This is a genomic window from Bradyrhizobium sp. 27S5, from assembly GCF_037217225.1.
Taxonomy (GTDB): Bacteria; Pseudomonadota; Alphaproteobacteria; order Rhizobiales; family Xanthobacteraceae; genus Bradyrhizobium; species Bradyrhizobium septentrionale.
Window position 1 is genome coordinate 6,775,369 of record NZ_CP147714.1, and the last position, 24,118, is coordinate 6,799,486.

20 protein-coding genes and 1 tRNA gene are annotated in these 24,118 nt (G+C 63.9%); 12 read left to right on the top strand and 9 right to left on the bottom strand.

Going from position 1 to position 24,118, the window contains the following annotated elements:
- The first annotated feature begins 9 nt into the window (after positions 1–9).
- Complete coding sequence (gene mobA / locus WDM24_RS31990; protein ID WP_338832483.1) at positions 10–588, top strand: molybdenum cofactor guanylyltransferase MobA; 579 nt, start codon at positions 10–12, stop codon at positions 586–588.
- Positions 589–597: 9 nt separating this feature from the next.
- Here the strand turns inward: mobA and WDM24_RS31995 are convergent, their stop codons facing one another.
- Positions 598–906, bottom strand: coding sequence for a hypothetical protein (locus WDM24_RS31995; protein ID WP_338828600.1), 309 nt, complete (start codon positions 904–906; stop codon positions 598–600).
- Positions 907–1,034: 128 nt separating this feature from the next.
- Here WDM24_RS31995 and WDM24_RS32000 point away from each other — a divergent pair, with 128 nt between their 5' ends.
- Both WDM24_RS32000 and WDM24_RS32005 read left to right on the top strand, forming a co-directional pair.
- On the top strand, positions 1,035–1,235 hold the full coding sequence (locus WDM24_RS32000) for a hypothetical protein (protein ID WP_338828601.1): 201 nt from the start codon (positions 1,035–1,037) through the stop codon (positions 1,233–1,235).
- Between the two features lie 424 nt (positions 1,236–1,659).
- Complete coding sequence (locus tag WDM24_RS32005; RefSeq protein WP_029079108.1) at positions 1,660–1,968, top strand: hypothetical protein; 309 nt, start codon at positions 1,660–1,662, stop codon at positions 1,966–1,968.
- Positions 1,969–2,733: 765 nt separating this feature from the next.
- On the opposite strand, the gene WDM24_RS32010 is transcribed toward WDM24_RS32005, so the two are convergent.
- Positions 2,734–4,779, bottom strand: a complete 2,046-nt coding sequence (locus WDM24_RS32010) for a molybdopterin biosynthesis protein (protein WP_338828602.1) — start codon at positions 4,777–4,779, stop codon at positions 2,734–2,736.
- Positions 4,780–4,788: 9 nt separating this feature from the next.
- A complete protein-coding gene (locus tag WDM24_RS32015; protein WP_338828603.1) occupies positions 4,789–5,898 on the bottom strand; it encodes a molybdopterin-binding protein in 1,110 nt (369 codons plus the stop codon).
- 205 nt (positions 5,899–6,103) lie between these two features.
- Between WDM24_RS32015 and WDM24_RS32020 the strand changes: the two genes are divergently transcribed.
- Positions 6,104–7,294: an ABC transporter substrate-binding protein gene (locus WDM24_RS32020; RefSeq protein WP_338832484.1), complete on the top strand. Its 1,191-nt coding sequence runs from the start codon at positions 6,104–6,106 to the stop codon at positions 7,292–7,294.
- 94 nt (positions 7,295–7,388) lie between these two features.
- Here the strand turns inward: WDM24_RS32020 and WDM24_RS32025 are convergent, their stop codons facing one another.
- Complete coding sequence (locus tag WDM24_RS32025; RefSeq protein WP_338828604.1) at positions 7,389–8,357, bottom strand: TAXI family TRAP transporter solute-binding subunit; 969 nt, start codon at positions 8,355–8,357, stop codon at positions 7,389–7,391.
- Positions 8,358–8,477: 120 nt separating this feature from the next.
- Between WDM24_RS32025 and WDM24_RS32030 the strand changes: the two genes are divergently transcribed.
- From WDM24_RS32030 to WDM24_RS32055, 6 genes are all read left to right on the top strand, one after another.
- Positions 8,478–9,446, top strand: a complete 969-nt coding sequence (locus WDM24_RS32030; protein WP_166298367.1) for a Bug family tripartite tricarboxylate transporter substrate binding protein — start codon at positions 8,478–8,480, stop codon at positions 9,444–9,446.
- Positions 9,447–9,552: 106 nt separating this feature from the next.
- A tRNA-Ile gene (locus tag WDM24_RS32035) sits at positions 9,553–9,628 on the top strand.
- A 714-nt stretch (positions 9,629–10,342) separates the two neighbouring features.
- Positions 10,343–11,707, top strand: coding sequence for a hypothetical protein (locus tag WDM24_RS32040; RefSeq protein WP_338828605.1), 1,365 nt, complete (start codon positions 10,343–10,345; stop codon positions 11,705–11,707).
- 260 nt (positions 11,708–11,967) lie between these two features.
- Positions 11,968–12,426, top strand: coding sequence for a hypothetical protein (locus WDM24_RS32045; RefSeq protein WP_166298369.1), 459 nt, complete (start codon positions 11,968–11,970; stop codon positions 12,424–12,426).
- A gap of 141 nt (positions 12,427–12,567) precedes the next feature.
- Entirely contained in the window at positions 12,568–14,304 is a 1,737-nt protein-coding gene (locus WDM24_RS32050) for a type I secretion system permease/ATPase (RefSeq protein ID WP_338832485.1), read from the top strand.
- A 209-nt stretch (positions 14,305–14,513) separates the two neighbouring features.
- A complete protein-coding gene (locus WDM24_RS32055) occupies positions 14,514–15,776 on the top strand; it encodes an HlyD family type I secretion periplasmic adaptor subunit (RefSeq protein WP_338828606.1) in 1,263 nt (420 codons plus the stop codon).
- Positions 15,777–15,791: 15 nt separating this feature from the next.
- Here the strand turns inward: WDM24_RS32055 and WDM24_RS32060 are convergent, their stop codons facing one another.
- Positions 15,792–16,640, bottom strand: a complete 849-nt coding sequence (locus WDM24_RS32060) for a response regulator transcription factor (protein WP_338828607.1) — start codon at positions 16,638–16,640, stop codon at positions 15,792–15,794.
- Between the two features lie 326 nt (positions 16,641–16,966).
- Here WDM24_RS32060 and WDM24_RS32065 point away from each other — a divergent pair, with 326 nt between their 5' ends.
- Positions 16,967–17,254, top strand: coding sequence for a hypothetical protein (locus tag WDM24_RS32065; RefSeq protein ID WP_338828608.1), 288 nt, complete (start codon positions 16,967–16,969; stop codon positions 17,252–17,254).
- A 452-nt stretch (positions 17,255–17,706) separates the two neighbouring features.
- Here WDM24_RS32065 and WDM24_RS32070 read toward each other — a convergent pair whose 3' ends face one another.
- The 4 genes from WDM24_RS32070 to WDM24_RS32085 are packed head-to-tail and all read right to left on the bottom strand — an operon-like array spanning position 17,707 to position 22,970.
- Positions 17,707–19,143, bottom strand: a complete 1,437-nt coding sequence (locus WDM24_RS32070) for an MmgE/PrpD family protein (RefSeq protein WP_338828609.1) — start codon at positions 19,141–19,143, stop codon at positions 17,707–17,709.
- A 16-nt stretch (positions 19,144–19,159) separates the two neighbouring features.
- Positions 19,160–20,614 (bottom strand): MmgE/PrpD family protein, encoded by a 1,455-nt coding sequence (locus tag WDM24_RS32075; RefSeq protein ID WP_338828611.1) that lies wholly within the window; start codon positions 20,612–20,614, stop codon positions 19,160–19,162.
- Complete coding sequence (locus tag WDM24_RS32080; protein ID WP_338828612.1) at positions 20,604–21,650, bottom strand: PdxA family dehydrogenase; 1,047 nt, start codon at positions 21,648–21,650, stop codon at positions 20,604–20,606. Before WDM24_RS32080 ends, WDM24_RS32075 begins: the two co-directional genes overlap by 11 nt.
- 6 nt (positions 21,651–21,656) lie before the next feature.
- The gene (locus tag WDM24_RS32085) at positions 21,657–22,970 is read right to left on the bottom strand and encodes a cation:dicarboxylate symporter family transporter (RefSeq protein WP_338828613.1); all 1,314 of its coding nucleotides are present in this window, start codon (positions 22,968–22,970) and stop codon (positions 21,657–21,659) included.
- A gap of 141 nt (positions 22,971–23,111) precedes the next feature.
- On the opposite strand from WDM24_RS32085, the gene WDM24_RS32090 reads away from it, so the two are divergent.
- Complete coding sequence (locus WDM24_RS32090; protein ID WP_338828614.1) at positions 23,112–24,101, top strand: LysR family transcriptional regulator; 990 nt, start codon at positions 23,112–23,114, stop codon at positions 24,099–24,101.
- Positions 24,102–24,118: the final 17 nt, after the last annotated feature.

Here is a 24,118-nt window from a genome sequence, read left to right on the forward strand (position 1 = left end):
GCGCGGCGCATGGGCGGCGGCGACAAGCCGATGCGTACGATCGGCGGCCGCACCATTCTGGAGCGCGTGATCGCCCGGCTTAAGCCGCAGTGCAGCGAGCTGATCCTCAATGCCAACGGCGATCCCACGCGATTCGCGGCGTTCGGCCTGCCCGTGATCGCCGACACCGTGAAGGATTTTCCGGGCCCGCTCGCCGGCATTCTCGCGGCGCTCGATTGGTTCGCGGCGAATCGGCCTGAAGTGGCGCTGGTGCTGAGCGCCGCCGCCGATTGCCCGTTCCTGCCGCGCGACCTGGTGGCGCGGCTGCATCGGGCGCTCACCGAGGAAAACGCGCAGCTTGCGGTCGCGGCCTCCGACGGCCAGTCGCATCCGGTGATCGGACTGTGGCGCGTCGACCTGCGCGACGAGCTCCGCCACGCACTGGTCGTGGATGACATGCGCAAGATCGACCGCTGGACCGCACGGTACAGGCTCGCCACCGTGGCCTGGCCGACCGCGCCGCTCGACCCGTTCTTCAACGCCAACACGATGGACGACATCGCGGAGGCCGAGCGGCTGGCTGCGCTGGACGCGGCCGTCGCTCAATAGAACCGGGTCTCAATAGAACTGGGTCTTCGGGAATTCCTGCAGCAGCTGCGTCCAGATCACCGCGAACGCGATTAGGCCGCCGACGCCGAGCGCCGCCGTGAACCGCGGTAGCCGGCCGATCGCCACCAACAGCCACGCCGGCAGGAAGAACAGGCCGAAGATCATGCCGAGCGGAATCACGGCAAGCCACTGGAAACCGGTGCCGTCGCCCGGCGCCACATGGGCGATGGCATAGAAGGTATAGAGCCAGAACAGCGTGCCGGCCGCGGCAAGGACGGCGGCGATCCGGCGGAAATTGAGGGGCTGGGATGGCGTCATGGAATTGCTCATTCCCCTTGGTCGCAATCCTTGCCTGGCGAGTTCACTGACTGCCGGCCCGCCCCGGCTTGAACTGGTACGCGACCGGCCGCGACAAACCGGCATCGCAAGACCAAGCGGCCGGTGAGATGATCGACTTCCTCTGGGGTATCGTGGTTTTCATCGCACGGGCGATCAATTTCGCCCTCGACACTGCGATCGGCTATGACCGGATGAAGCGCCTCGCCGGCCAGATGACCGGCGCCGACAGGATCGTCGCCGTGCCGGACGCCCCCCAAGCCAAGGTCCCCAAGGCCAAGGTCGCAAACGACGCACGGCTGCCGGATTGACCCGCGCCGGCTCGCTATCCCGCAGGATCAGTCGGTCCGCTGACTGACAGGCTGCCCAGGCTTGGCAACCCTTGCCGATCGGCTCTCTCTCGGGGGCTGGCTACGCACCCGCAACCTCTTCCGCAGGCGCTGCGCGTCGACCGCCAGCACTTCTTCCAGTGTTGTGTTCCTAAATCGAAGCCTTCTTAACATCGCACCGCTCCCTGAGCGGGTGGGAGCCCCATCGGTCGCTCAGCCACCGACGCCTACGACAGGCCGATGTCGGTGATGGAGGATAACCAGCGACGGGACGCTTTGATCCAAAGCAACCATTGCACCTTCGTCTCGCGTCACGCGCCATCCCACTACCCAGCGGATATACCTCCAAGTTTCCAATGCACGGGGTGACCGGAAAACGATAACGTACATCGCAGGAGTAGCACCTATGCCTCGCGCGCCTTCGATCGTGCCGCATCAAATCGACCACGACACCTATCTGGTGCTGAACGATTTTGGCCGGCTTGGCCGTGCCTGGTGCGAGACCGACGAAGGCACTGACCGGAAAACGCTGATCCGCCGACTGCTGGAGGACCAGTACAGCCATCCGGTCCGCATCGTGGCCTTCAACACCAACGAAGGATGGTCCCGCGACGTGACGACCGATATTGCCGACGAGCTTCGGCGCCGTTTCGTCGAATACGATGAAGTCCCGCGCTCGGTGCTGGAGTTCGTCGAGATGGCTATGCGGCACTGAGCCGGATCGGCAACCGCAACGCCGATACCCGCTGGCGTCGCGGCGGCCCGGCGCGCGTGCGCCAAAACAGCAATTTTCCTAGAAATTTCAACGCGATATACCCTGTCCAGTCCCCGCGTGAAAAATAATTCTGTTTTCACGAACAATGAATCGGGTGTAGAGTGCGCCCGTCTCACCCGATCGAGGGGCGCTTCGCGATCGTCACGGGTGTTGTGGTGAGATGCGGTGGACGCTGAATGGGCAACTGACGAGTGCCCATGATGCGGACGGTGAAGTCGTGTGGTCCTGACGCCCTAGCGGCAGGTGTCTCGTCGCAACACGCGAACGCGTTTTGCGAAGGCGGTGACAAACAAGCCCAGTCTCGCCGGGGAGAGCACGAAGTAAGCCGTAACCCATCGCGCAGGGAAAGCCGGATTGTTCGGTTTCACCTGTGGTCCTACCCCCGAGCTTTCTACCTTTGCTCGGGGCCCATGGGTGCGATCGGCACCCGGCTTTCCCTGCGCCCTCTGCCAAGTGAGAGGGCGAAACGAAGAGCAAAGCTCGGACAAATCATGTCGCGAGAACGCGAAGCTGTGTCCCCACCCACACTGTTATCGCCCGGCTCGACCGGGCGATCCAGTACGCCGCGGCCTCTCGGTTCAAGCACCCCTGCCTCTGGAATACTGGATCACCCGCATGCGCGGGTGATGACACCGAACTAGCTGTTTGACTGTTGAATCAGAACGCGCGCAGGGACGACAGCGGTGGAGCTGTCGCGGATCGCGGCTACGCCGGCCTGAACCCCGCCTCGATCAACGCAGCGCGACCCTCATCCGACGCCAGCGCGTCGAGAAACGCCTGCACGGCGGGCCGTTGCTTGCGCGCCGTGACCAGCGCGAAGTCGTAATGCTCTTCGGCCAGCGGAATGAAACCGAGCCCGGAGGCTGCCGCGACCGGCGCGATGGTCATGCCCCAGTCGGCGCGATGCTGCGCCACTGCGGCCGCAACCGCATTGTGCGAGCGCGGCTGATTCCAGTAGCCGTCGGGCCGGCTGCCGCCCAGCAGGCGATCGATCAGGATGCGGGTGCCGGCGCCGTGGTTGCGGTTGACCATGATGCAGGCGGGATCGGCGAGCGCTGCGCGCACCGCCTGCTGCGCGCTCAGGCCGGCAAAACGCTGATCGTCCTTGCGGAACACGATGCCCTGCATGCGCCGCCAGCCCGGCACCAACTCGAGGCCGTCGGCAAGATACGGCGTGTTGTAGCTCTCGGTCTTGTCGTCGAACAGATGGATCGGCGCGAGATCGCATTCGCCGCGCTTGGCCGCCGCGAGCCCGCCGAGGCTACCGACCGCGATCGAACGCACCACAAGGCCGGCATGCGCCAGCGGTGCGGTGACGAGATCGAGCCCGGTGCAATGGCTGCCGACGATGACGAGATCAGGCACCCGCACATGCGGCGTGAACAGCGTAACCTCGGCGTCACTGCCGGCCGGCAACTGGTCGGCAAGCGCCTCGATTTTGAGGAAGCCATCGGCCTGCGCGAAGGAGGTGATCGCGCCCGAACCCTTGCCGCTCGGATAGGCGATCAGGCCGTCGGCGCCTTCGACCAGCGACACCATCACGAACTCGGTCCGCCCGAGCTCGGAGGCGATGCGCACCGGCACCTTCGCCGCCACCTTGGCGTCCGGCCGCGGCGGCAGGCCGGCCATCCGCCGCAGCACCGGCACGATCATGTCGTGGAAGGTGAACATCGCCGAGGTCGGAAAGCCCGGCAGGATGACCACCGGCTTGCCGTCGCAGACTGCGAGGCACAGCGGCTTGCCCGGCTTCAGCGCCACACCATGCGCGATGATGCCGGGCTCGCCGAGGCGCGCGATGATCCGGTGCGAGACGTCACCCGCGCCCTTGGAGGTGCCGCCCGACAGCACCAGCATGTCGCTCTCCGCCAGCGCCTTGCGCATCGCGGCTTCGAGCAAGGCCTCGTCGTCGGCGATCGCGCCGAGAAAATGCGCGTCACCGCCATTCTCGGCAATCGCGGCGGTGACGATCGCGCCATTGGTGTCGTAGATCGCGGCCGGCCGCAGCACCTCGCCCGGCTGGACCAGTTCGTCGCCGGTCGAGAGGATCGCAACACGCGGACGGCGCACCACCACCACCTCGGCGATGCCGCAGGCCGCGAGCATGCCGATCTCGCGCGACCCGATGATGGTTCCCGCGCGCAACAGCGCCTCGCCGCGCGCGATGTCGGAGCCGGCATAGGACACGAACTGCCCGGGCGATGCCGCGCGCCGGACCTCGATGGCGCCATCGCCGGCGGGTTGGGTGTGCTCGACCATCACGATCGCGTCCGCTCCGCGCGGCACCGGACCGCCGGTCGCAATCGCAGTCGCGGTGCCCGGCAGCACCGGCCGGGTCGGCGCGGTCCCGCAGGAAATGGTCTCGTCGTTCAGCGCAAGTTGCACCGGCGCGGCTTCGCCTGCGCGGACCAGATCGGCCGAGCGCACGGCAAAGCCATCGACATTGGAGCGATCGAACGGCGGCACATCGATCGGCGCCACCACGTCCTCCGCCAGCGCGCGGCCGAGGGCGTCGGCGAGCCGTCGTGTCTCGGACGGCAATTGGCGCGGGAACAGCGCCGTCTCGAAGCGCGCGAGCGCCTCCTCGCGCGACAGGATGGTGAGGAACTGGTCCTGCTCGAGGTAAGAACCGCCGTCATTCCGGGATGGTGCGCCAGCACCAGACCCGGAATCTCGAGATTCCGGGTTCGCGCTATCGCGCGCCCCGGAATGACGTTGGTGCTTGCTGTCGTTCGGCGTGGACATATCGGTCATCTCGGGAACTCACTCCCGCAACATATAGGCATCGACGACCGTGCCCGCAGCAAAGCCCTCCGCGGATCCAGCCACGATCAACACGGCTTCGGCGCGCGCGATGGCATCGAGCGAGAGCTCCCCGATCGCAAGCACAGCCCAGCAGCCCTGCTGACGCGTCAGCAGCACGACCTCCGCAATGCCGACGCCGGAAGCGATCTTGCGCGCCAGCGGCAACGCGAGCGTGTTGCGCGGGCGACGGCCCGACAGGCGATCGAGCACAGGGAGCGCAATGGCCCACCAGGCCGCGAACGCCTGATCCGGCGCGCCCGGCAAGGCGATGACCGGCGTCGTATCGATCCGTCCCACCGCCGTGGTGCGCCCGGGTTGCAGGGCAATGCCGTGCGCGATCAATTCGCCACGCCTTGCCAGCGTATTCACCGCAGCATCCGTGCGACCAACGCCGGTGCCACCGATCGTGATGATCAGATCACAGGCAGCTGTATCGAGCGCGTTGGCAATCGCCGCCACATCCGGCGCTGCCTCGGTGCAGACGACCTCTGCGCCCGCCAGGCGCGCGGTGTCAGCGATCAGTTGCGCAGTCAGCTGACCGTTGGCGACGTTGACGATGCGAAGCCTTGGTCGTCGCACGCGCAACAGCTGCAGTCCGGCCGCCCGCGCGAGCAGGAGATCGCGCGGCAGCAGCGGCTCTCCCGCCGCGATCACGGCGTGCCCTCCCGCAATGTCGCTGCCGGCGCGCCGGACGCCCTGCCCCGGAACTGCTTCGGCAAGCACCTGCGGAAGTGGACCAGAGGTGTCGACGGCGTCGGCATCGACCACGCAATCAGTGCCCTCAGACATCGTCGCACCGGCCTCGACCCAGACCGGAGGCTCGGCGAGTGGCAACGGCGCATAGGACGACGCCCCGACCAGGTCATTGGCACGCATCGCCCAGCCGTCGCTGACGGCGACATCCTGCGGCGGATAGGCGCACAAGGCCGAGATCTCGGCGGCGATACAATGCAAGGCAGCGGCAGGCGGCAACATGATCGGCTCGACCGGCGCGAGGTCGCGCAGCACGGCGGCGAGCGCCGCATCGAGCGGGGCGAGCGAAGCCGGCAAGCGCTGGGTGGTGGCCATGGCCCGCTATGGACTGAATCGGCGGCGAAAGAAACTGTCTCGGACCGGTCCGGACCTCCGTCATTAGACCGAAGGCGCGTTGACGAAGCCCCCGAAATAGTTGCAAAAGAAACCAATATGACCGGGTCGCGGAGATCCGGCACAACCAATAATGGCCAATGCGCCAATTCAGGAGGGAGACAGAATGATCGCCAAAGGACTAGCCATGTTCGGGACGCTCGCAGCCGCGCTGCTGGCCTCCTCGACCGTATCGGCGCAGGTGTCCGACGACGTCGTCAAGATCGGCGTGCTGACCGACATGAATGGTCCGGCCTCGACGCCGACCGGACAGGGCTCGGTCACCGCCGCGCAGATGGCGGTCGACGATTTCGGCGGCAAGGCGCTCGGCAAGCCCATCACGGTGATCGTCGGCGATCACCAGCTCAAGCCGGACATCGGCGCGACCATCGCGCGGCGCTGGTATGACGTCGATCAGGTCGACCTCATCGTCGACGTGCCGGTCTCGGCGGTCGGGCTCGCGGTGCAGAACATCGCCAACGAAAAGAAGAAGCTGTTCATCACGCACTCGACCGGCGCGACCGATTTCCATGGCAAATTCTGCTCGCCCTATACGATGCAGTGGGTGTTCGACACCAGGGCGCTCGCGGTCGGTACCGCGCAGGAGGTGGTGAAGCGCGGCGGCGACAGCTGGTTCTTCATCACCGACGACTACGCGTTCGGTCATTCGCTGGAGAAGGATGCCTCCGCCGTGGTGACCAAGAACGGCGGCAAGGTGCTCGGCGCGGTGCGGCCACCGTTCGCCACGCCCGACCTGTCGTCCTTCATCCTGCAGGCGCAGGCCTCGAAGGCCAAGATCATCGGCATCGCCGGCGGTCCGCCGAACAACACCAACGAGATCAAGACCGCCGGCGAGTTCGGCATCTTCGCAGGCGGGCAGCAGATGGCGGCGCTGCTCGCACTGATCACCGACATCCACTCGATCGGCCTGAACGCCGCACAGGGGCTGCTGCTGACCACCTCGTTCTACTGGGACATGGACGACAAGACCCGCGAGTGGTCGAAGCGCTATTTCGCCAAGATGAACCGGATGCCGACGATGTGGCAGGCCGGCGTCTATTCCTCGGTGACCGCCTATCTGAATGCGGTCAAGGATGCCGGCACCGACGATCCCCTCAAGGTCGCGGCCAAGATGCGCGAGAAGCCGGTCGAGGATTTCTTCGCCCGCAACGGCAAGCTCCGCGAGGACAATCTGATGGTGCACGACCTCTGGCTGGTCCAGGTCAAGACCCCGGCCGAGTCGAAATATCCGTGGGACTATTACAAGATCCTGGCGAAGATCTCGGGCGACGACGCGTTCGGCCCGCCGGACCCGGCGTGCTCGCTGGTGAAGAAGTGAGATAGCGAATGGCGAATAGGGAGCGGCGAATTGCGGGTGGTGCGTGACGAACGGGAACAACTATTCGCTATTCGCTACTCCCTACTCGCCCTCATCATTTCGCCACCCCGATCTCACGGAAATATCTGAGCACGCCGGGGTGGATCAAATTGATGTCGGGCGCTGCGGCGACGGTGTTCGCCGCCGTGGTCTCGCAGGCCTGGGCGAGCTTCTTGCAGAAGGTTGCCTCCGCGCCGTGCAACGTCTTCGCGAGCCGATAGGCGACATCGTCGGGCAGGCTCTCGCGCACCAGAATGTAGCTCCAGGAGCCGACCGAGGCGATTGCCTCGGTCTGCTTCGGATAGCTGCCGGCGGGGATCGTCAGCGGCTTGAGAAAGGTGTGCTTGGCGCGGATGCGGGCAATTTCGTCCGCGGTCGGCGCAATGAAGCGCGCACCGCTCGCGCTCTCGGCCATCTTGCTGAAGCCGGGCCAGCCGATGCCGGCGCCCCACAGCGCCGCGGTGCGGCCGTCTTCAACCATCGCCGGTCCATCGCCGGCGCGATCGAGATAGATCGACTTGAAGTCCTCGTCCTGCTTCAGCCCGATGCCGTCGAGGATATAGCGCGACAGGATCGGCAGGCCCGAGCCCTTGGCGCCGAACGCGACGGGCTGACCGACCAAATCCTGGATCGTCTTGTAGGGGCTGTCGGCGCGGACCACGAACATGCCCGGGCTCGAATACATCGCGGTGAGGATCTTCAGCTTGGTGGCCTTCGGCCGGCCGATGCCCATCAAGGCCTCATAGGACGGCTCGCCGGCGACGGTTGCGATATCGATGCCATCGGCCTCGAGCAGCGGGATGTTTTCGTTGGAGCCCTTGGTGTTGCGCGGCTCGATCGACAATGTCGGATCGGCCGCATTCATCACCTCGGCAAACGCATTGCCATAGAGCGGAAAGCCGCCGCCCGGCGTCGCGGTGGCGAAACTGATCGTGGTTTTGGAAATGGTCTTGCCCCCCTCTTGCGCCGCCGCGCCGCCCACGAGCAGCAACGCGCCGGCGCAAATCATAACAGCGAATTTCATCTCGAGCCTCAAGCATTGCACGTGAGCAAGACTATCGTCGCACGGGCGGGGTCGTAGGCAAAGGCAGCGTTTTGTGAAACCATGCCGGCAACAGTCACAAGAAAATGACGGGAAGAAATGATGATCCGATTTGCGCGTGCCGCGTTGCTTGGTTTGATGTGTTGCATTGCCTCCATTGCCCCCTCCTCCGCATCCGACTATCCGAACCGTCCGGTACGCTGGCTGATCGGGTTTGCCGCCGGCGGCCCGGTCGACATCGTCGCCCGCATCATGAGCCAGTGGCTGTCGGATCACCTCGGCCAGCAATTCGTGGTCGAGAATCGCGCCGGCTCCGGCGGCAACATCGCAGCCGCCGCCGCGATCAACTCGCCGGCGGACGGCTATACGCTGCTGTTCGTGGCGCCGAACAATGCGATCTCGACCTCACTCTACAAGAAGCTGCCCTACGACTTCCTGCGTGACACCACCCCTGTTGCCAGCATCATGCAGCTTACCAACATGCTGGTGGTCTCGAACGCGATGCCGGTGAAGACGGTTCAGGAGTTCATCGACTACTGCAAGGCCAATCCGGGCAAGATCGCCTACGCCTCGTCCGGCAACGGCACCTCGGTGCACATGTCGGCCGAGTTGTTCAAGGCGATGACCAAGTGCGACATGCAGCACGTGCCGTATCGGGGATCAGCGATCGCCTTCCCCGACATCATCTCCGACAAGGTGCAGCTGATCTTCGACAATCTGCCGTCGGCGCTTGAGCAGTCGCGCGGCGGCAGCGTCCGTGCGCTCGGCGTGACCTCGCCGCAGCGCTGGCCAAGCGTGCCCGACGTACCGGCGATCGCCGAGACCGTGCCGGGCTTCGAGTCGGTCGGGTTCTACGGCATCTCCGCGCCGAAGGGGACGCCGCCGGAAATCGTCGACATCCTCAACAAGGCGGTCGGCGAGGCCTTGAAGGACCCCAAACTGGTGGCGCGCCTCGCCGAGGTCGGCGGCATCCCGAAGCCGATGACCCCGGCCGAATTCGGCAAGCTGGTGGCTGACGAGACCGAGAAATGGCGCAAGGTCGTCGAGTTCGCCGGCGTCTCGGTCGACTGACGCGGACGGTCAGGGAGCGCGAGGTGCGGCATTGCCGAAACCCCGCGCACCCTGTAAACGGAGCCCGCACCGTTGCCGGCCGCGCCTTGCGGCCCGCAAGGCGGCGGGGCCTGTAGCTCAATGGTTAGAGCCGGCCGCTCATAACGGTCTGGTTGCAGGTTCGAGTCCTGCCGGGCCCACCAATGAGATCAAAGGGTTGTAGCCAGTCCCGCACAAGCCAAAAAAGCGTCGCCGCAGTTTTCGCCACAGACGCCTGCTCTGTCCGTTCCGGTGTCGAGCTTGGACGAGCCTGGTTGGACGGTTCTTGTTTTTCCAATCTCGCGAGCTCTCACGACGTTGAGCAACGCAATAATCATCTCTCTGATCGATAATAGGCACGGGCCTACGAACGATTAACGACTCAACTCTATTCCACCCGACATGATGATCCGTGAGCTAGGTAAGCTGTTGCTTCAGGGTGGGGTGCGCGTGGCAGTCGCGAGCCTGGCGACGCTGTGTATCGCCGGTGTCCTCTACCTCGTTGCAACCCACGTACAATCTGAAAAGCGAACGTTCGTCGAAGTGTCAACAAAGCCGAGCTGCCTGCCCAGCCACTGCCGAGCGAAAGCGCCGGGCGGTCGATGATCGTCCGACATCTGTTCCGACAATTCGTGTAAGCGAGGCCTTCCCTGGTCAATCGGCCCCAGCGGCACCAGGATTCGCACTTTCCAGTCTCGGCCCGCACAAAGTCAGAAGGCTATAACCGCACCCAAACGGATGTAGCCGATGTTACGGCTCCCACACGAACCGCTATATCCAAACTGCCGGCTGGGCTTTCAACCTTCCCTGGATGACATTCTGTCCGGAGTGCAGAACCCGTCCGATTGCGCGGAGCGATTGCGATGAGGAAGGCTATGATGGATTTTTTACGGATGTCGGATGGAATCCGGCTGCATCACGCCTCTCTTCACCACGATGGGTACGATGGTGACGATGAACCGGGCCCTGCGCCGAGCGCCCCGTTCGCGACTGACGCGGTCGGCGGAGCTGCTGCCCTGGTTCATGGCACCGGCCCACTTGCAGGCCTTGGAGCGCACCCGGCGAGCGCGCATACCCAGCATCATGACTCCCATCCGGTTCAATCCGAGCATCCCACCACGTCCGCTTCCGGCGCATCCCATCCCGGGACGGACATTGCCAAGGTCGAGAGCGGAGCGAACACGGCCGGGAACGGCGGAGATGGCTATTTTTACGGGGGGATCATTCACGCGTCGGTGCTGATCTATGAACCGATCAACATCTCGGTAAGCTTGGGATACGGCTCGGTCGCCCTGGCCAGCCAGTCCAACAATCTGAATGTCGATCAATCCGCCTTTCAGATGGCCGGCGTCGGCGGCCATGGCGGCAATGACAACATTGGATCGGGAGGGAGCGTCAGTGCTTCCTCGGGCTTCGACGTGATCGCGACCGGCGGCCACAACAGCGCCGGAAACGGCGGCAGCGGCTATTTCTCGGGTGCGTTGGTGGACGCTCCTGTGGTGATCTATCATCCGATCAATATTGCGGTGGCGGGCCCGGGCGGAACTGCGCAAGCAAGTCAATCGAACACGGTCGACATCGATCAATCGGCCATACAGATCGCGGGCGTCGGCGGAAGTGGCGGAAATGGCAACGTGGCCGCCGGCGGCAGCATCATCACGCTCGACCCCGGTTGGGGATCAAACGGAGGGGGCGTCTCGGACCTTCAAACGGGCGGAAGCCAGGCCGGCAATGGCGGCGACGGCGTGTTCTACGGCGGACTCGTCCATACCTCCTTCGTGCTGTACGCCCCGATCAACATCGCAGTCGCGGGCTATGGCTCCAACGTTCATTCGGTCCAGACGAATGACGCCGACGTGGATCAATCCATAGTTCAGATCGCCGGCATTGGCGGACACGGCGGCAATGGCAACGCCGCGACGGGCGGCCATGCAAACCTTCTCTCTCACGGCTTGTGGGGCGGCTCCGACACGATTGCGACCGGTTCGAACGGCGCCGGCAATGGCGGCAACGGCTATTTTGCCGGAAGCCTGGTCGATGTCAGCGTCGCCATCTATGCACCCATCAACATCGCAATCGCAGGTCCCCATTCGACGGCCCTGGCCGATCAGGTCAACAACGTGCACATCGACCAGAGTGCGGTGCAGATCGCCGGACTTGGCGGAGACGGCGGCTACGGCAATCTCGCGCTGGGTGGCGATCTTACCGCCCACCTTCTGTCAGACCTTCACCTGATGGGATAGCGCAATATCAAACCGCGCGCGCCGGCCTGGTCGGAAGGCGGCCCTGTGCATACGAGCTCACCCAAAGGCGCCGTCCCCGGACGTTTCGAGCTCGGATGTTGCGGGAAGAATGACATACTTTCGTACGTAGATCGACCGAGCCGGATGGTGTCCGATTTGACATCTATCGTCATCGCGCATGGGCGGATCAGACTTGCCGCGCGCGTCCGCCTGATCGGGATGGATGATGCGAGACAGCCAACAGAAGCACGGAGGCTCACATGTTGCCCAAGGCGATTCACATCTCGGATTCGATCGAATTCAAATCGATCAACACCGGTGGTCAAAGTGTCGGAAATGGCGGCGATGGTACCTTCAAGGGAGCTATCATCAGCAAGCCGACGGTCAACTTCGATCCGACCAACAAGGCAGAAGGCGCCGATGTGCATGTGAGCACCGGCGATCACGTGACTCAGAAGGCGGATTGGGACGCCGGCGGCGCAAACGCGACAGCCTCGTTGTTTGCGAAAGCCAACGGCGGAGCCGCCGAGTCGAACGGAAGCCAGAAATCCTACAGCGGCCATGATACTTCCAAGGTATACGCCAATACGGATGCCACTCAGATCAACAAGCTCGCGGTGGACCAGCATCAGGAGGTCCTGGCCGGCATCGGCGGCAATGGCGGAGACGGCAACGCTGCGTTGGGTGGAGAAGTGAGTTTCCATCTCGATACGCTCTGACCACCGGTTCGTCCGACTGGCAGGACCGGTGGCCACCGCCGCCGGTCCTGGAGTTCAAGCGAATGCCCCGCCGATGCCGTTGGCAGATGACGCCGACCATCGAGCAAGTGCGTCGGACCTCGATTTCAGGCGGTGACGATCATGCTGATGCCGCCCATTCAGATGCCCATCCTGCCGCAGATCCGGACACCACTGCATGCGGCCCTCTGGTCCTGCGCGGGACCGCTCGGTCTCGTATTCGCGTATAGTTGCAGCTACAATCTGCTTCTGTTTGCTCCCTCCATCTATCTTCTTCAGATCTACGACAGAGTCTTGTCGAGCCGGAGCGGCGACACACTGCTCCTGCTCACGCTCATTGTCGCGATCACGGTGGTGGTCGGAGGGGTGTTCGATGCATTGCGCCGTGCACTGCTGGCGCGCCTTGGCGCCTGGCTCGACGATCGGCTCCGTCCTTGCGTGCTTTCGGCCGGCCTCGAATCGGCGTTTCGCAGCGATTGGACGCAAGCATCCGGGACATATCGGGATCTCACCGTGCTGCGCCAATTCATTGAGTCCGGCGCATGTCCGATGCTGTTCGACGCGCTCTGGACGCCCTTGTTCCTTCTTGTCCTCTTTCTCATCCATCCCTTGCTGGGCGTAGTCGGTGCCTGCTGCGTAGCCTTCCTGTTCGCTATCACCCTTGTCGGAGATCTGGTCACGGAAGACGTTCTGCTCAGATCCGGCGCCGCACTGTCCAGAAGCTACGGTCGCCTCCAGGCAGCCGCCGGCAACATCCACATGATCCGCGCCATGGGAATGCTCGATAGCGCTGCGCGCATGATCCATCACGACGCGCAGGAGGCGCGCAGGGAGCACGATGCGGCAATCCGGCGGGGCGAGATCGTCATGCTGGTCACCAAGCCGGTCCGCGCGCTGTCGCAGGTCTTGATCATGGGGGCCGCCGCGTGGCTTGTGCTCGATCACGGGAAGAGTCCGGCAATCATCTTCGCTTCCATGCTGATGTTCAGCCGGGCGCTCGCGCCGGTCGAAAGTGCGATCGCAGGCTGGAAGTCACTCGCGACAGCCGCGAGCGCCTGTCAGCGGCTCGGCGCGCTTCTCGCCGCATTCCCCGCCGCCGGGCAGCGAGATACGGAGATTTCGCCGCGGCAAGCCCGGAGCGGGCTCGTCGTCGAGAATGTCGGCGTCAGGCTTGCAGGGACCAACCATCTTCTGCTGAACGGCGTCTCGTTCACGCTCGCGCCCGGAGAATGCCTCGGCATTGTCGGTCCGTCCGGGTCAGGCAAGTCCCTGCTTGGCCAGGTGATTGCCGGGCTGTCGATGCCAACGCATGGCCGTGTTCTTCTCGACAATACCGACGTCTCGCTGCTTCGCGAAGGCCGAAACGGCCACCATCTCGGCTATCTTCCTCAGGACATCGACCTGATCGGCGATACGATCAACGACATCATCGCACGGCTCGATGATGCCGATCGGCGGAAGGTCTCCGAAGCGGCCAAGCTCGCCGGAATCCATGAGGCGATCATGCGCCTGCCGCAGGGTTACGACACGGTGGTCCACAGTGAGAAAGTCTTCTCGCGCGGATATCGGCAGCGGCTGGGTCTGGCCCGCGCCTTTTTCGGCAGTCCACGCCTCGTCGTTCTCGATGAGCCGAACGCCAGCCTCGACTACGGGGGCGAGCGAATGCTGCTGGATGCCATCCAGCGCATGAAGCTCGCAGGTGCGATCCTTGTCGTCGTTACGCACCGCATGGGTCCGCTGGCAGCCACGGACAAGATCGCCATCATGGAAGACGGTGCGGTCGTCGCGTTCGGCGACAGCGAGGAAATTTTCGAACGGCATCTGAGCCGTCCCCAGCTTACATCGCAGATTGCGCCATGATCTCGAGCTTTTCTCACTATCTGGCGAAACTTCCAGCGGTCTCGAGACTTCCCGTGATCTGGGACCAGGTCATGCGAACGCCTGCAAGGCCCCCGTTCGCCGGACGACTTGGAGCCGTGGTTACCGCAATCGATGATTTCGAGCCTCTTGAATATCCATGGTGCTCGACACCCACGCCGACATCTCCGCGCCGGAGGCTTCGCGGTATCATGCTCGCGGGCAATCTGCTGGTGGCCTTCTTCATGGTTGGGCTTGGCACATGGGCGAGCCTCGCGCCGCTCGAGAGCGCCGCGATCGCGTCGGGCGTCGTGGAATCAGAATCGAGCCGCAAGACAATTCAGCATCTGGAAGGCGGTATCGTGAGGAAGATCCTGGTTTCGGACGGCGACGTCGTGCGAAGCGGACAGATGCTGATCGCGCTGGACGACACCCGAGCCGGTTCGGAGGTGCAAAGCCTTCAAGGTCAGTTGTGGGATGCAATTGCCCGTGCCGCACGGCTTCAGGCCGAGCAGCAGAGATTCGAGAGGATCGCGATCCCGAGCGCGCTGGAACAAGACAGCAGGCAGAATGGAGTGGCCGCCGCAGCGCTGTCGGCGCAGCAGTTCATTTTTCAGGCACGTCGGCAGGTTCACGAGTCGCAGCTTGCGGTCATTCGCGAACGAATGCTTCAAGTTGAAAGGGAGATCGAAGGTCTCAGGGCTCAGGAGAGCGCTACCAGGCAGCGAATCGATATCGTCCGGGAGGAACTGGACATGGTCACGACCCTCGTCAACAAAGGACTCGAACGGCGGCCGCGACTTCTGAACCTGCAACGCGAACTGGCCGACGTTGAGGGTCGCCGCGGCGAGATCACCGCACAGATTTCCCGCGCCGGGCAGGTCATCAGCGAGCAGCAGGCGACATTGTTCAAGCTAGAGAGCGACAGGCAGAACGAGATCGCGCAGTCGATTCGTGAAGCGCAGAACCAGATATTCCAGCTCCGCGAGCGGTTGCTTGCGGCCAGGGATCAGCTATCGCGAACAGAGGTCAAGGCGCCTGAGGATGGCGTGATAACCGACCTGCGGATCCATACAGCCGGCGGCGTCATCGGGGCGGGTGCGCCGCTGATGGACCTGGTACCCCGGCAAGACCGCCTCATCGTGACCGCCCGCCTGAGACCCGAGGACATTGATGTGGTTCACGCCGGCCTCAATGCCGAGGTGCATCTCGTACCGTACAATCAGCGTCGCGTGCCGCGACTGAAGGGGACTGTCGTGCATGTGTCCGCTGACCGGCTTCTCGACAAGCGTACCGACCAGCCATACTACGCAACCAGGATCCGGATCGACGACGCGCAGATCGCAGAAAACGACATCCGGATCGTCCCCGGTATGCCGGTTGAAGTGTTCATCACGACAGGGCGCGGCACCGTCGCACTTTACGCACTCAGGCCCCTGCTCGATAGCTTCCGCGGTGCATTCAGGGAGGATTGATCCTGGTCAAGGTGACTAGGTCTCCGTCGTCAGAGCTGCGCCCGGCTCGAGATCACGACTCTGCGCGGGCAACCGGCCGCGCCAACGGAGGACCGCTTCCGTGCGATTGTGGGCGGCACATTTCCTCATGATGTGCTGAATGTGCATTTTGACGGTGCTTTCCGAGAGGTTCAATTTGGCGGCGATAAGCTTGTTGGGCAGGCCGAGCTCCAGTTCCGCCAGAACGTGCTGCTCTCGAGGCGTGAGATCGGCCACGCTCCTGTCGATAGCCAGCCTGGCTGCCTCGTTGATCAGATATGCGGACGCGAGCCCACGCGCGTCCGGCGGCTCGAAATCCGGCATTTTGTTCATCCCGGCGACGGGCAACGGCCTGTAGACGCCGCCGACGAGAACAAGGCGCAGGCCAGCTATGGCGATCTCGATTGGTAGCGAGGTGGAAAGAAAGCCGCGCACGCCCCGCTGCATCGCGGCCTGCACGGTCGGCTCGTCGTCATGATTTGACAGGACTACAACGGCGGCGTTGGGACAGCACTCCGCAACGAAGGCAAAATCGTCCTCAACCGAGGGATCGCCGATGGGCTTGTCCGCGATACTGAGCACCACCAGACGAACATCACGGGCTGACGTGCAGTCCAGGCTTTGGACTGTCGCCATGTCAAGGATCTCGAGTTCGTCGAGTTCCCGCCTGAGGACGTTCAGAATGCATGTGCGAGGCAACAGGAGCGGCTCGACGATCACCAGAACCGGCAAGTGAAGGGATTCATTGAGCCGCTTTGAGGAGTGCGCTATGTCGTGCATGATTTCCCCGAAGTTAAAAGAATTTCCGCGATATTCCCATTTCGTCTCTCGTGATGCTGCATTCATCCTGAATGCGGTACTACGAGAGTACAGCGCCAGTGTTGGGTGCCGTATCCACTACGGGATCACTTGGCACGGGATCACTTGGCGCTTGGCTGGAAATTCTTTCCGCTCAAATCATTTGGGCGCGTACCGCGCGGTGACGCAGTCGACGCATTTCCTAATTGCAGATATTTCGATACGCGATTGAAGCCGCCGACCCTAACTTGCCGTCGACGACATATGCTTCATCCTCCTTCACGAGATACAGAAACGGCCTGTCTCCAGTCTCGCTGCCTGACGCGCTTCTTCCCTTCACACGCCCGCAGATCGTATCCACGTGGCGTCCAAGCGTGTTCTTTCGCATTGCGCGCTTCATATCGCTAAACTCGACCGATCCTGGATCCCCCATCCTCGTCGCGATCGTGACCTTTGCCTTGTCCAGGACAGGATCTGATGCGCCCGCGGGGCGTTGGGATGGCGAGACGCTGATCCTCGTTCGCGGAGCTGCCGCTTTGGTGAGGTCGGCCGATCCCCGCTTCTTCAAGGATTTCTTGCCGGACCTTGCCAAGGTGGCAGAATTCGATTTGACGATCGCAGGATCTGGCGCCGATGCCGCTGGCATTGGCTGCGCGGGTTGAACGACGGCAACCCTGTCGAAACAGGGTTGTGACGCGCACCCAAGGAAATATCCTCGGGAAGGCGCAACCCAGCCAAAGCCGATCAAGACTCCTGCCAGCACTCCAACAAAAAGCAGTCCCATCCGATTCCCCTCCTCGGGAGCTCGGCTCGCACTCGTAACTAGGACTAATTCCGCGCTGGTGGCCTTATCTGTTGCGCAAAAGCGTTAAGCGCTCATTAAGCGCCCGTGCGGCTGTTCGGCACGTGCCGGGACCGGGCTGTTCAGCGCCGCCACACCCGCGCAGATTTGCTGCAAAAGGCCAATCGTGAAAGCAATTATGGCAGATTTGGTGCGCTCTAAGGCTCCCGCCATTACTTCTGCCGCGGGCGCACCAAGGACATCGATCGCTCATTCGGTCCTGCCTGGCCCGATCCGGCGTCTCCTCCCTTGTTCGCGCAGCCACCAGCCTCTCTAGGCCGTCATCAATGGCCTCAGCTTGCCGATGTCGTCGATCCGCTCGAGATTGCCGATCTGCTCGATCAGTTTCTCGGTCTTCTCGTTGCCCAGCACCGGCGCAATCAGGTCCCGCGTCTTTGCCGCCACGGCTTCCGTGCTCAGCGGGTTCTCCCTGGTGCCCGGCGGATATTTGGTGAAGTGATCGAGCTTCCTGCCGTCGGTCAGCGTCACCTCGACAATCGCGCCGCGCGGCGCGGCGGGGTCCATCAGCGCCTTGTCGCCGGCCAGTGTCACCTTGGCGCGCTGCTCGAGGATCTTCGGATCATGCATCAGCGCGACGTCGTGGCTGTCGTTGAACGACACCGTCCCCTTCACCAGGGCGACGGCCACGAGATGCTGGCAATTGACGTCCGGCATTGCGCTCTCGCCGACGATCCCCATCGCATCGGTCGGAAGCTTGACCAGAATGCTGCGCACATTGTCCGGCGTGAGGCCATGCTGCTTGCGCAGCGTCAGCGTGGCATCCAGCGGCGATTGAATGGGATAGCCGACCGAAAAGGTCTTGATCGCCGTCTCGGTAACGTAGAAGCGGCTACCGAGATCCTTCACCATCTCCTCCGGCTTCGGATCGGTCGAGAGCGCGATGAAGAGATTGTGGTTGCCGTCGAGCACATCATCGACGCCGGTCAACCCGGCGCGGACCATGTCGACGGCCATCACGCCGTTGCGCGCGCCCATGCCCGCGAAGTCGAACGCCTTCTCGACATGGTCGTGATCCCTAACCCAGCTCCACAGGCCGGAGACCTGCTGCGACGAATAGGAGATCGCATAGCGCATCCCCTTCTCGTCAAGCCGCGCCAGCGACGCGGCGGCGCCGAGCGCACCGAAGGTCGACGAGGTTCCTTCGGCACTTCGATGCGAGCCACGCACGAGATCCGGCCCCAGCGCCATCAGCAGGCGGCAGCACAGGTCGTAGCCGAGCGCGACGGCGCGCATGACGTCCTGCCCACTGCGATGTTCCCGCTCGGCAAAGGCGAAAGCAGCCGGCACGACCGAGCATCCCGGATGCGCCTTGGTGACAGGCTCGAAGTCGTCGGTCTCGTCGGCATGGGCGCACATGGCGTTGGCCAGCGCTGCGTTGACCGCCGTGGTCCGGAAATCGGAACCGACGACGGAGGCCTGCGCATCGCCGCCGAGGCTTCGGACATATTTCAGTGCCATGATGCCGGGGTTCATGCGCGAGCCCGACACCATGGCACCGAGCGTATCGAGAATGCGGTGCTTGCATGCCAGCACCACCTGCTCGGGCAGCTCCTGATCGCGTGCGGCGACCATGTACCGCGCCAGCCGTTCGGTGACGCCCGGGCCCGCCGCGCGCACCGGGCGGCCACCGGCGGCCGCCATGGCGGCAACCGAAGCGGCGGATTGCAGAAAACGGCGGCGTGACGGCATGCTGCTTCCTCCGCGATCAGGCCGAAACCGACATCTTGGCAATGTCCGCCGCGTTCGGCAGGCTCTCGACATTCCAGCAGGCATCCATGACGCGCCGGATCATTGCGGCGGGAATGATGCCGTCCGCGAGGTCGGAGAACTTGGTCTCGAGCTGCTTGTCGCTCATCGGCACCTCGACGCTGCCGATCGCGTGCTCGATGAAGCGATTCAGCTTGCGCCCGTCCTTGAGCACGATGGTCAGATCAACCTGCTCCGGCTTGATGCCGGGTGTGATCACCGGCACAACCTTGCTCCGCAGCGCGACGATGGTTGGATCGGTCACCGCGCGATCGCTGAACTGCTTCTCGCCGCCGGCACCCTCGACGATCGCGACCGCAACGGCATGGTAGATGCTGAACTTGCCTTCAAGCCCCTGCCGCGGCGTCTTCTTGCCGGTGAGCTCCAGCACCAGCGGATGGACCTTCAGCTCGACGCGCTCGATCTGGTCCGCGGTCAGCCTGTTCCCGTTACGCAGCTGGATTGCCGCGTCGATCGCGGGATGCATCACGATCCCGCAGGCGAACGGCTTGTAGGTATTCAGCGCCGCCTCGTAGCGCTTGCCGAGGTCGCCCAGGATCTCGTTGTAATCCTGCTTGGTGCTGATCGTATTGGCCCAGCCGCGCTTGGCTTCGATCATCGCGTCGGACGAGGTGAAATTCTTCGAAGCCAGAATGGCGGCGAAGATGCCGCTGGACGCGGCGCGGCCGGGGTTAAAGCTCTTGTTCATGGAGCCGAAGGACTCGCGCAAGCCGACCGGCTGCGACGCCGCGAGGCCCAACGCCCAAATCATCTGCTGCTCGTTCAGCTTCAACAGCTTGCCGACGGCCGCCGCCGACCCGAACACACCGGCGGTGCCGGTGATGTGCCAGCCGACATCGTAATGGTTCGGATAGACCGAGTTGCCGATCCTGCATTCGGTCTCGACGCCGAGCACCAGCGCGTTCAGGAACTCCTTGCCTGAGACCGGCTGCATTTCCGACAGCGCGAGGATCGCCGAGGCCACGGGACCCGCGGGGTGGATGATGGTCTTCAGATGCGTGTCGTCATAGTCGAAGATGTGGCTCGACACGCCGTTGATGAAGGCCGCGTTCATGATGTCGAACCGCTCGCGCCGCCCGAACAGCGAGGCCTGCTGCGGACCCGAGAACGGACCGAGCGCGGCGACCGCAATGTCGACGGTCTCGTGATGCGATCCGCCGATGGCGACGCCGACCCAGTTCAGGAGCGTCCGAACCCCCTCCTTGCGGACATTGGCCGGCAGCTCGTCATAGCTCGCGGTGACGAGATAATGCGCAAGCGCGCGGGTGACCTCCTTGGGCGGCGCGGCCGCCGGCGCTGGCGCGGAGGTTTGCGCGAAGGCCGCGCTGCTGCCGACCGCCGAGAGCGGAAGCGCGGCGGCGGCCCGGATCAGGGTCCTGCGATCAGTGTGCATGGGATGTCTCCAAAGACTTCGTCGAGGATTTCATCGAGGCCAACTGCGCCGCGAGGCGGACGGCGCTTTCGAAGGCGCCGGTCTTCGCGACGCCTTGGCCGACAATATCGAATGCCGTCCCGTGCGACGGCGTGGTGAACACGGTCTCGAGCCCGGCCGTGACGGTGACGCCGCGGTTGAAGCCGCGCAGCTTGGTCGCGATCTGGCCCTGGTCGTGATACATCGCGACGACGCTGTCGAACTCGCCGGCAAACGCCCGGACATAGACCGTATCCGCGGGATAAGGTCCGCTGCAGGCGATCCCTCTCTTCGCGGCCGCTTCGACCGTCGGGCGGATCAACTCGATCTCGTCACGGCCAAACAGGCCGCCCTCGCCGGCATGCGGATTGAGCGCGGCCACCGCGATACGCGGCCTGGCGACGCCGGCCCTGCGCATCATCCGGTCGACCAGCTCGATCGCATCGGTGATACTTTCCGCATTGATGCCGTCCAGCGCCTCGCGCAGCGACTGATGTCCGGTGACCCGCGACATCCATTGGCCGTCCAGCACGTTCATCTCGGAGAAGTAGCTCTTGTGCCCGAGCAGGTTCGCGAACATCTTGTGTTCGTCGGGGAATTTCCAGCCGCCGTCGAACATCGCCCGCTTGTTGAGCGGCGCGAATGCGATGGCGTCGATTTCGCCGGCCTTGGCGAACTCGATCGCGCGCGACAGCGTCTCACCGGTCAGCCGGCCGGACTCGGCGTTGGACTTGCCGAGCGGAAATCTCGCGGGATCGGTGTTGCCGAGATCGACGAGTTGCACGGTGCCCTGTCCCCAGCGAGCCGCCTTGGGCGAGCTGATCCGCTCGACGTCAAGCTTCACGCCGGCATGTGCCATGCCCATGTCCAGCACACGGGCGTCGCCTATCACGACGAGGCGCGCAGCATCGCTGAGCCGGTCGTCGGAGAGGATGCGCGCGGTCTGTTCGGGGCCGATACCGGTGCAGTCACCCGGTGTCAGCGCCACGATCGGCAGTTCATTTGTATTGGTAGCCATGGGTCCTTACTTTGCTGTCTGGATTTGAGCGGAAGACCGAGCCCAGTCTTCGCTGTTGAATTCGCCATCCCATTTCGCGACCACGATCGCGGCCACGGCGTTGCCGATGGTATTGGTGATGGCCCGCGCCAACGACATGAAGCGGTCGATGCCGAGCAGCAGCGCCAGTCCTTCCGCGGGCAACCCGGCCGCGACCACGGTCGTCGCCAGCGCCGCGAACGCGCCGCCGGTGACGCCGGCCGCACCCTTGCTGGTGAACAGCATCACCACGAACAGGCTGAGCTGTTGCGCGGCCGTCAGCTCGACACCGTAGACCTGGGCGACGAAGATCGTGCTCAGCGGCAGCGTCAGCGCGACGCCGTCGAGATTGAAGGAATAGCCGGAAGGAATGACGAGGCCGGCCACCGCCCGCCCGACACCCGCCTTCGGCAGCTTCTCCATCATCCCAGGGATGGCGGTCTCTGACGACGAGGTGCCGAGCACGACGAGCAGCTCGGTGCGCAACAGGCGCAGCAGGTCCATCAGGCGAATACCCGCGATGCGGCAGATCGTGCCGAGAACGACGAAGATGAAGAACGCCATCATCGCCCAGGCCGTGCCGACCAGAAGCGCCAGCGCATACAGCGTGGCGGCACCGAACTTCGCGATCGTGAAGGCCATGGCGCCGAAGGCGCCGATCGGAGCCAGCGCCACCACGACATGGACGACGCTGAAGACGAGCTCGGTCACCCGCTCCAGGCCCGACCGCAGCGGCGGAGCCTTGTCGCCGAGCAGGACGAGGCCGATGCCGCACAACAATGCGAGCACGAGCACCTGGAGCACGTCGCCGCTCGCGAACGCACCGACAAAGCTTTCCGGCACCATATGCTGGATGTAGGCCGACAGCGATCCGACATGGGCTTGCGCGTAGCGGGCAACCGTCTCGGCCTGCTGCGTGGTGGCATGCGCCACACCCGCGCCGGGCTGGACCCAACGCACCACGACGAAGCTGAGCAGCAGACACAGGGTCGTGACGACCTCGAAATAGACGAGAGCCTTGAGGCCGATCCGGCCCACCGCCTTCATGTCGCCGACCTGCGCAATGCCGGTGACCACGACCAGAAAGATCAACGGCGCGATCGTCATCTTGATCAGCGAGATGAAGATATCGCCGAGCGGCTTGAACTCGACGGCGACAGCCGGGAACAAAGCGCCGAACAGCGCGCCAAGCGCGGCACCGGCCACCACGAGCACATACTGCTCGCGCCAGAGCGGCTTGCGCCGCCGCTCGGACGCGGCCCCCGAGATAGACTCGGACAGCGGAGTTGTGGCGACCTGCAATTCGTTTCCCCCAAAGGTGTGTTCGCGCCATGCCGGATCCGGATGGCGCCTTGTTCTGGTTTTGCGATGGCGCTTACATTGGACCAGCAGCCTGTCCGGCGCTAATGCCGTATCGGCATGATTTGAGGACAAAACGTCATTATGGACCTGATTTGGCTGGAGGATTTCCTTGCGATCGCCGAGGAGGGCGGGTTCTCGCGCGCCGCTGAGCGCCGCCATGTCACCCAGCCGGCGCTGAGCCGCCGGATCAAGGCATTGGAGGGATGGCTGGGTACGCCGCTGTTCGAGCGGAGCACCCATGTCGTGACCCTCACCTCCGCCGGGCAGAGCTTCCGTCCGATCGCGGAGGATGTGCTGCGCAGAGTCCTGAACGGCCGGGAGGAGGCACTGGAGGCGGCGCGCCTGAAAGCCGAAACCATCCAGTTCGTCGCCACGCACGCGCTCTCGCAGTCGTTCTTTCCGGACTGGATACGAAAGACGGACCGTGCCCGGACCGGTTCGGCGGTGCAACTCGTCGCATCCAACTTTGGTGGGTGTGAAAGACTCCTCCTCGAAGCACAGGCGCACTTCCTGCTGACTCACTATCACCCTACCCTCGTCACACGACTGGATACGGATCGCTTTCAACGCATCGAGCTGGACACCGACGTGCTTGTTCCGATCAGCGCACCGGCTTCAAAGCACACGCCGCGAGGTGGCCGCCGACGCAAACCGATGCCTCGCTATCAGTTGCCGGGTTCCACCAAGGCCCCGCTGCCCTACCTTGCCTACCATCCTGGATCGGGCGTGGGGCGGATCGTCAACTCGTTCCTTGCGGCAAAGGAGCCTGCGGCCGTTCTCGTGCCGAGTTTTGCCGCGCCAGTGATGTTGCTGGTCGACATGGCGCGTGAAGGTCGTGGCATCACCTGGGCGCCCCGCAGCCTCGTTCAGCGCGAGTTGCAAAGCGGCCGGCTGCTAAGAGCAGGCGGGGAGGAATGGGACATTGCGATCAGCATTTGCCTGTTTCGTTCCCGATCTCGCCTCACCAACGCGGCTGAAAGCTTCTGGAACGGGATCAAGAAGCAACGCAACGGTTACCTCGAAGCCGCGGCGCACGCTCCCGGCGTCACACCGAAACAGTCGCGCAAATGACCGACGAGATGGCCCTG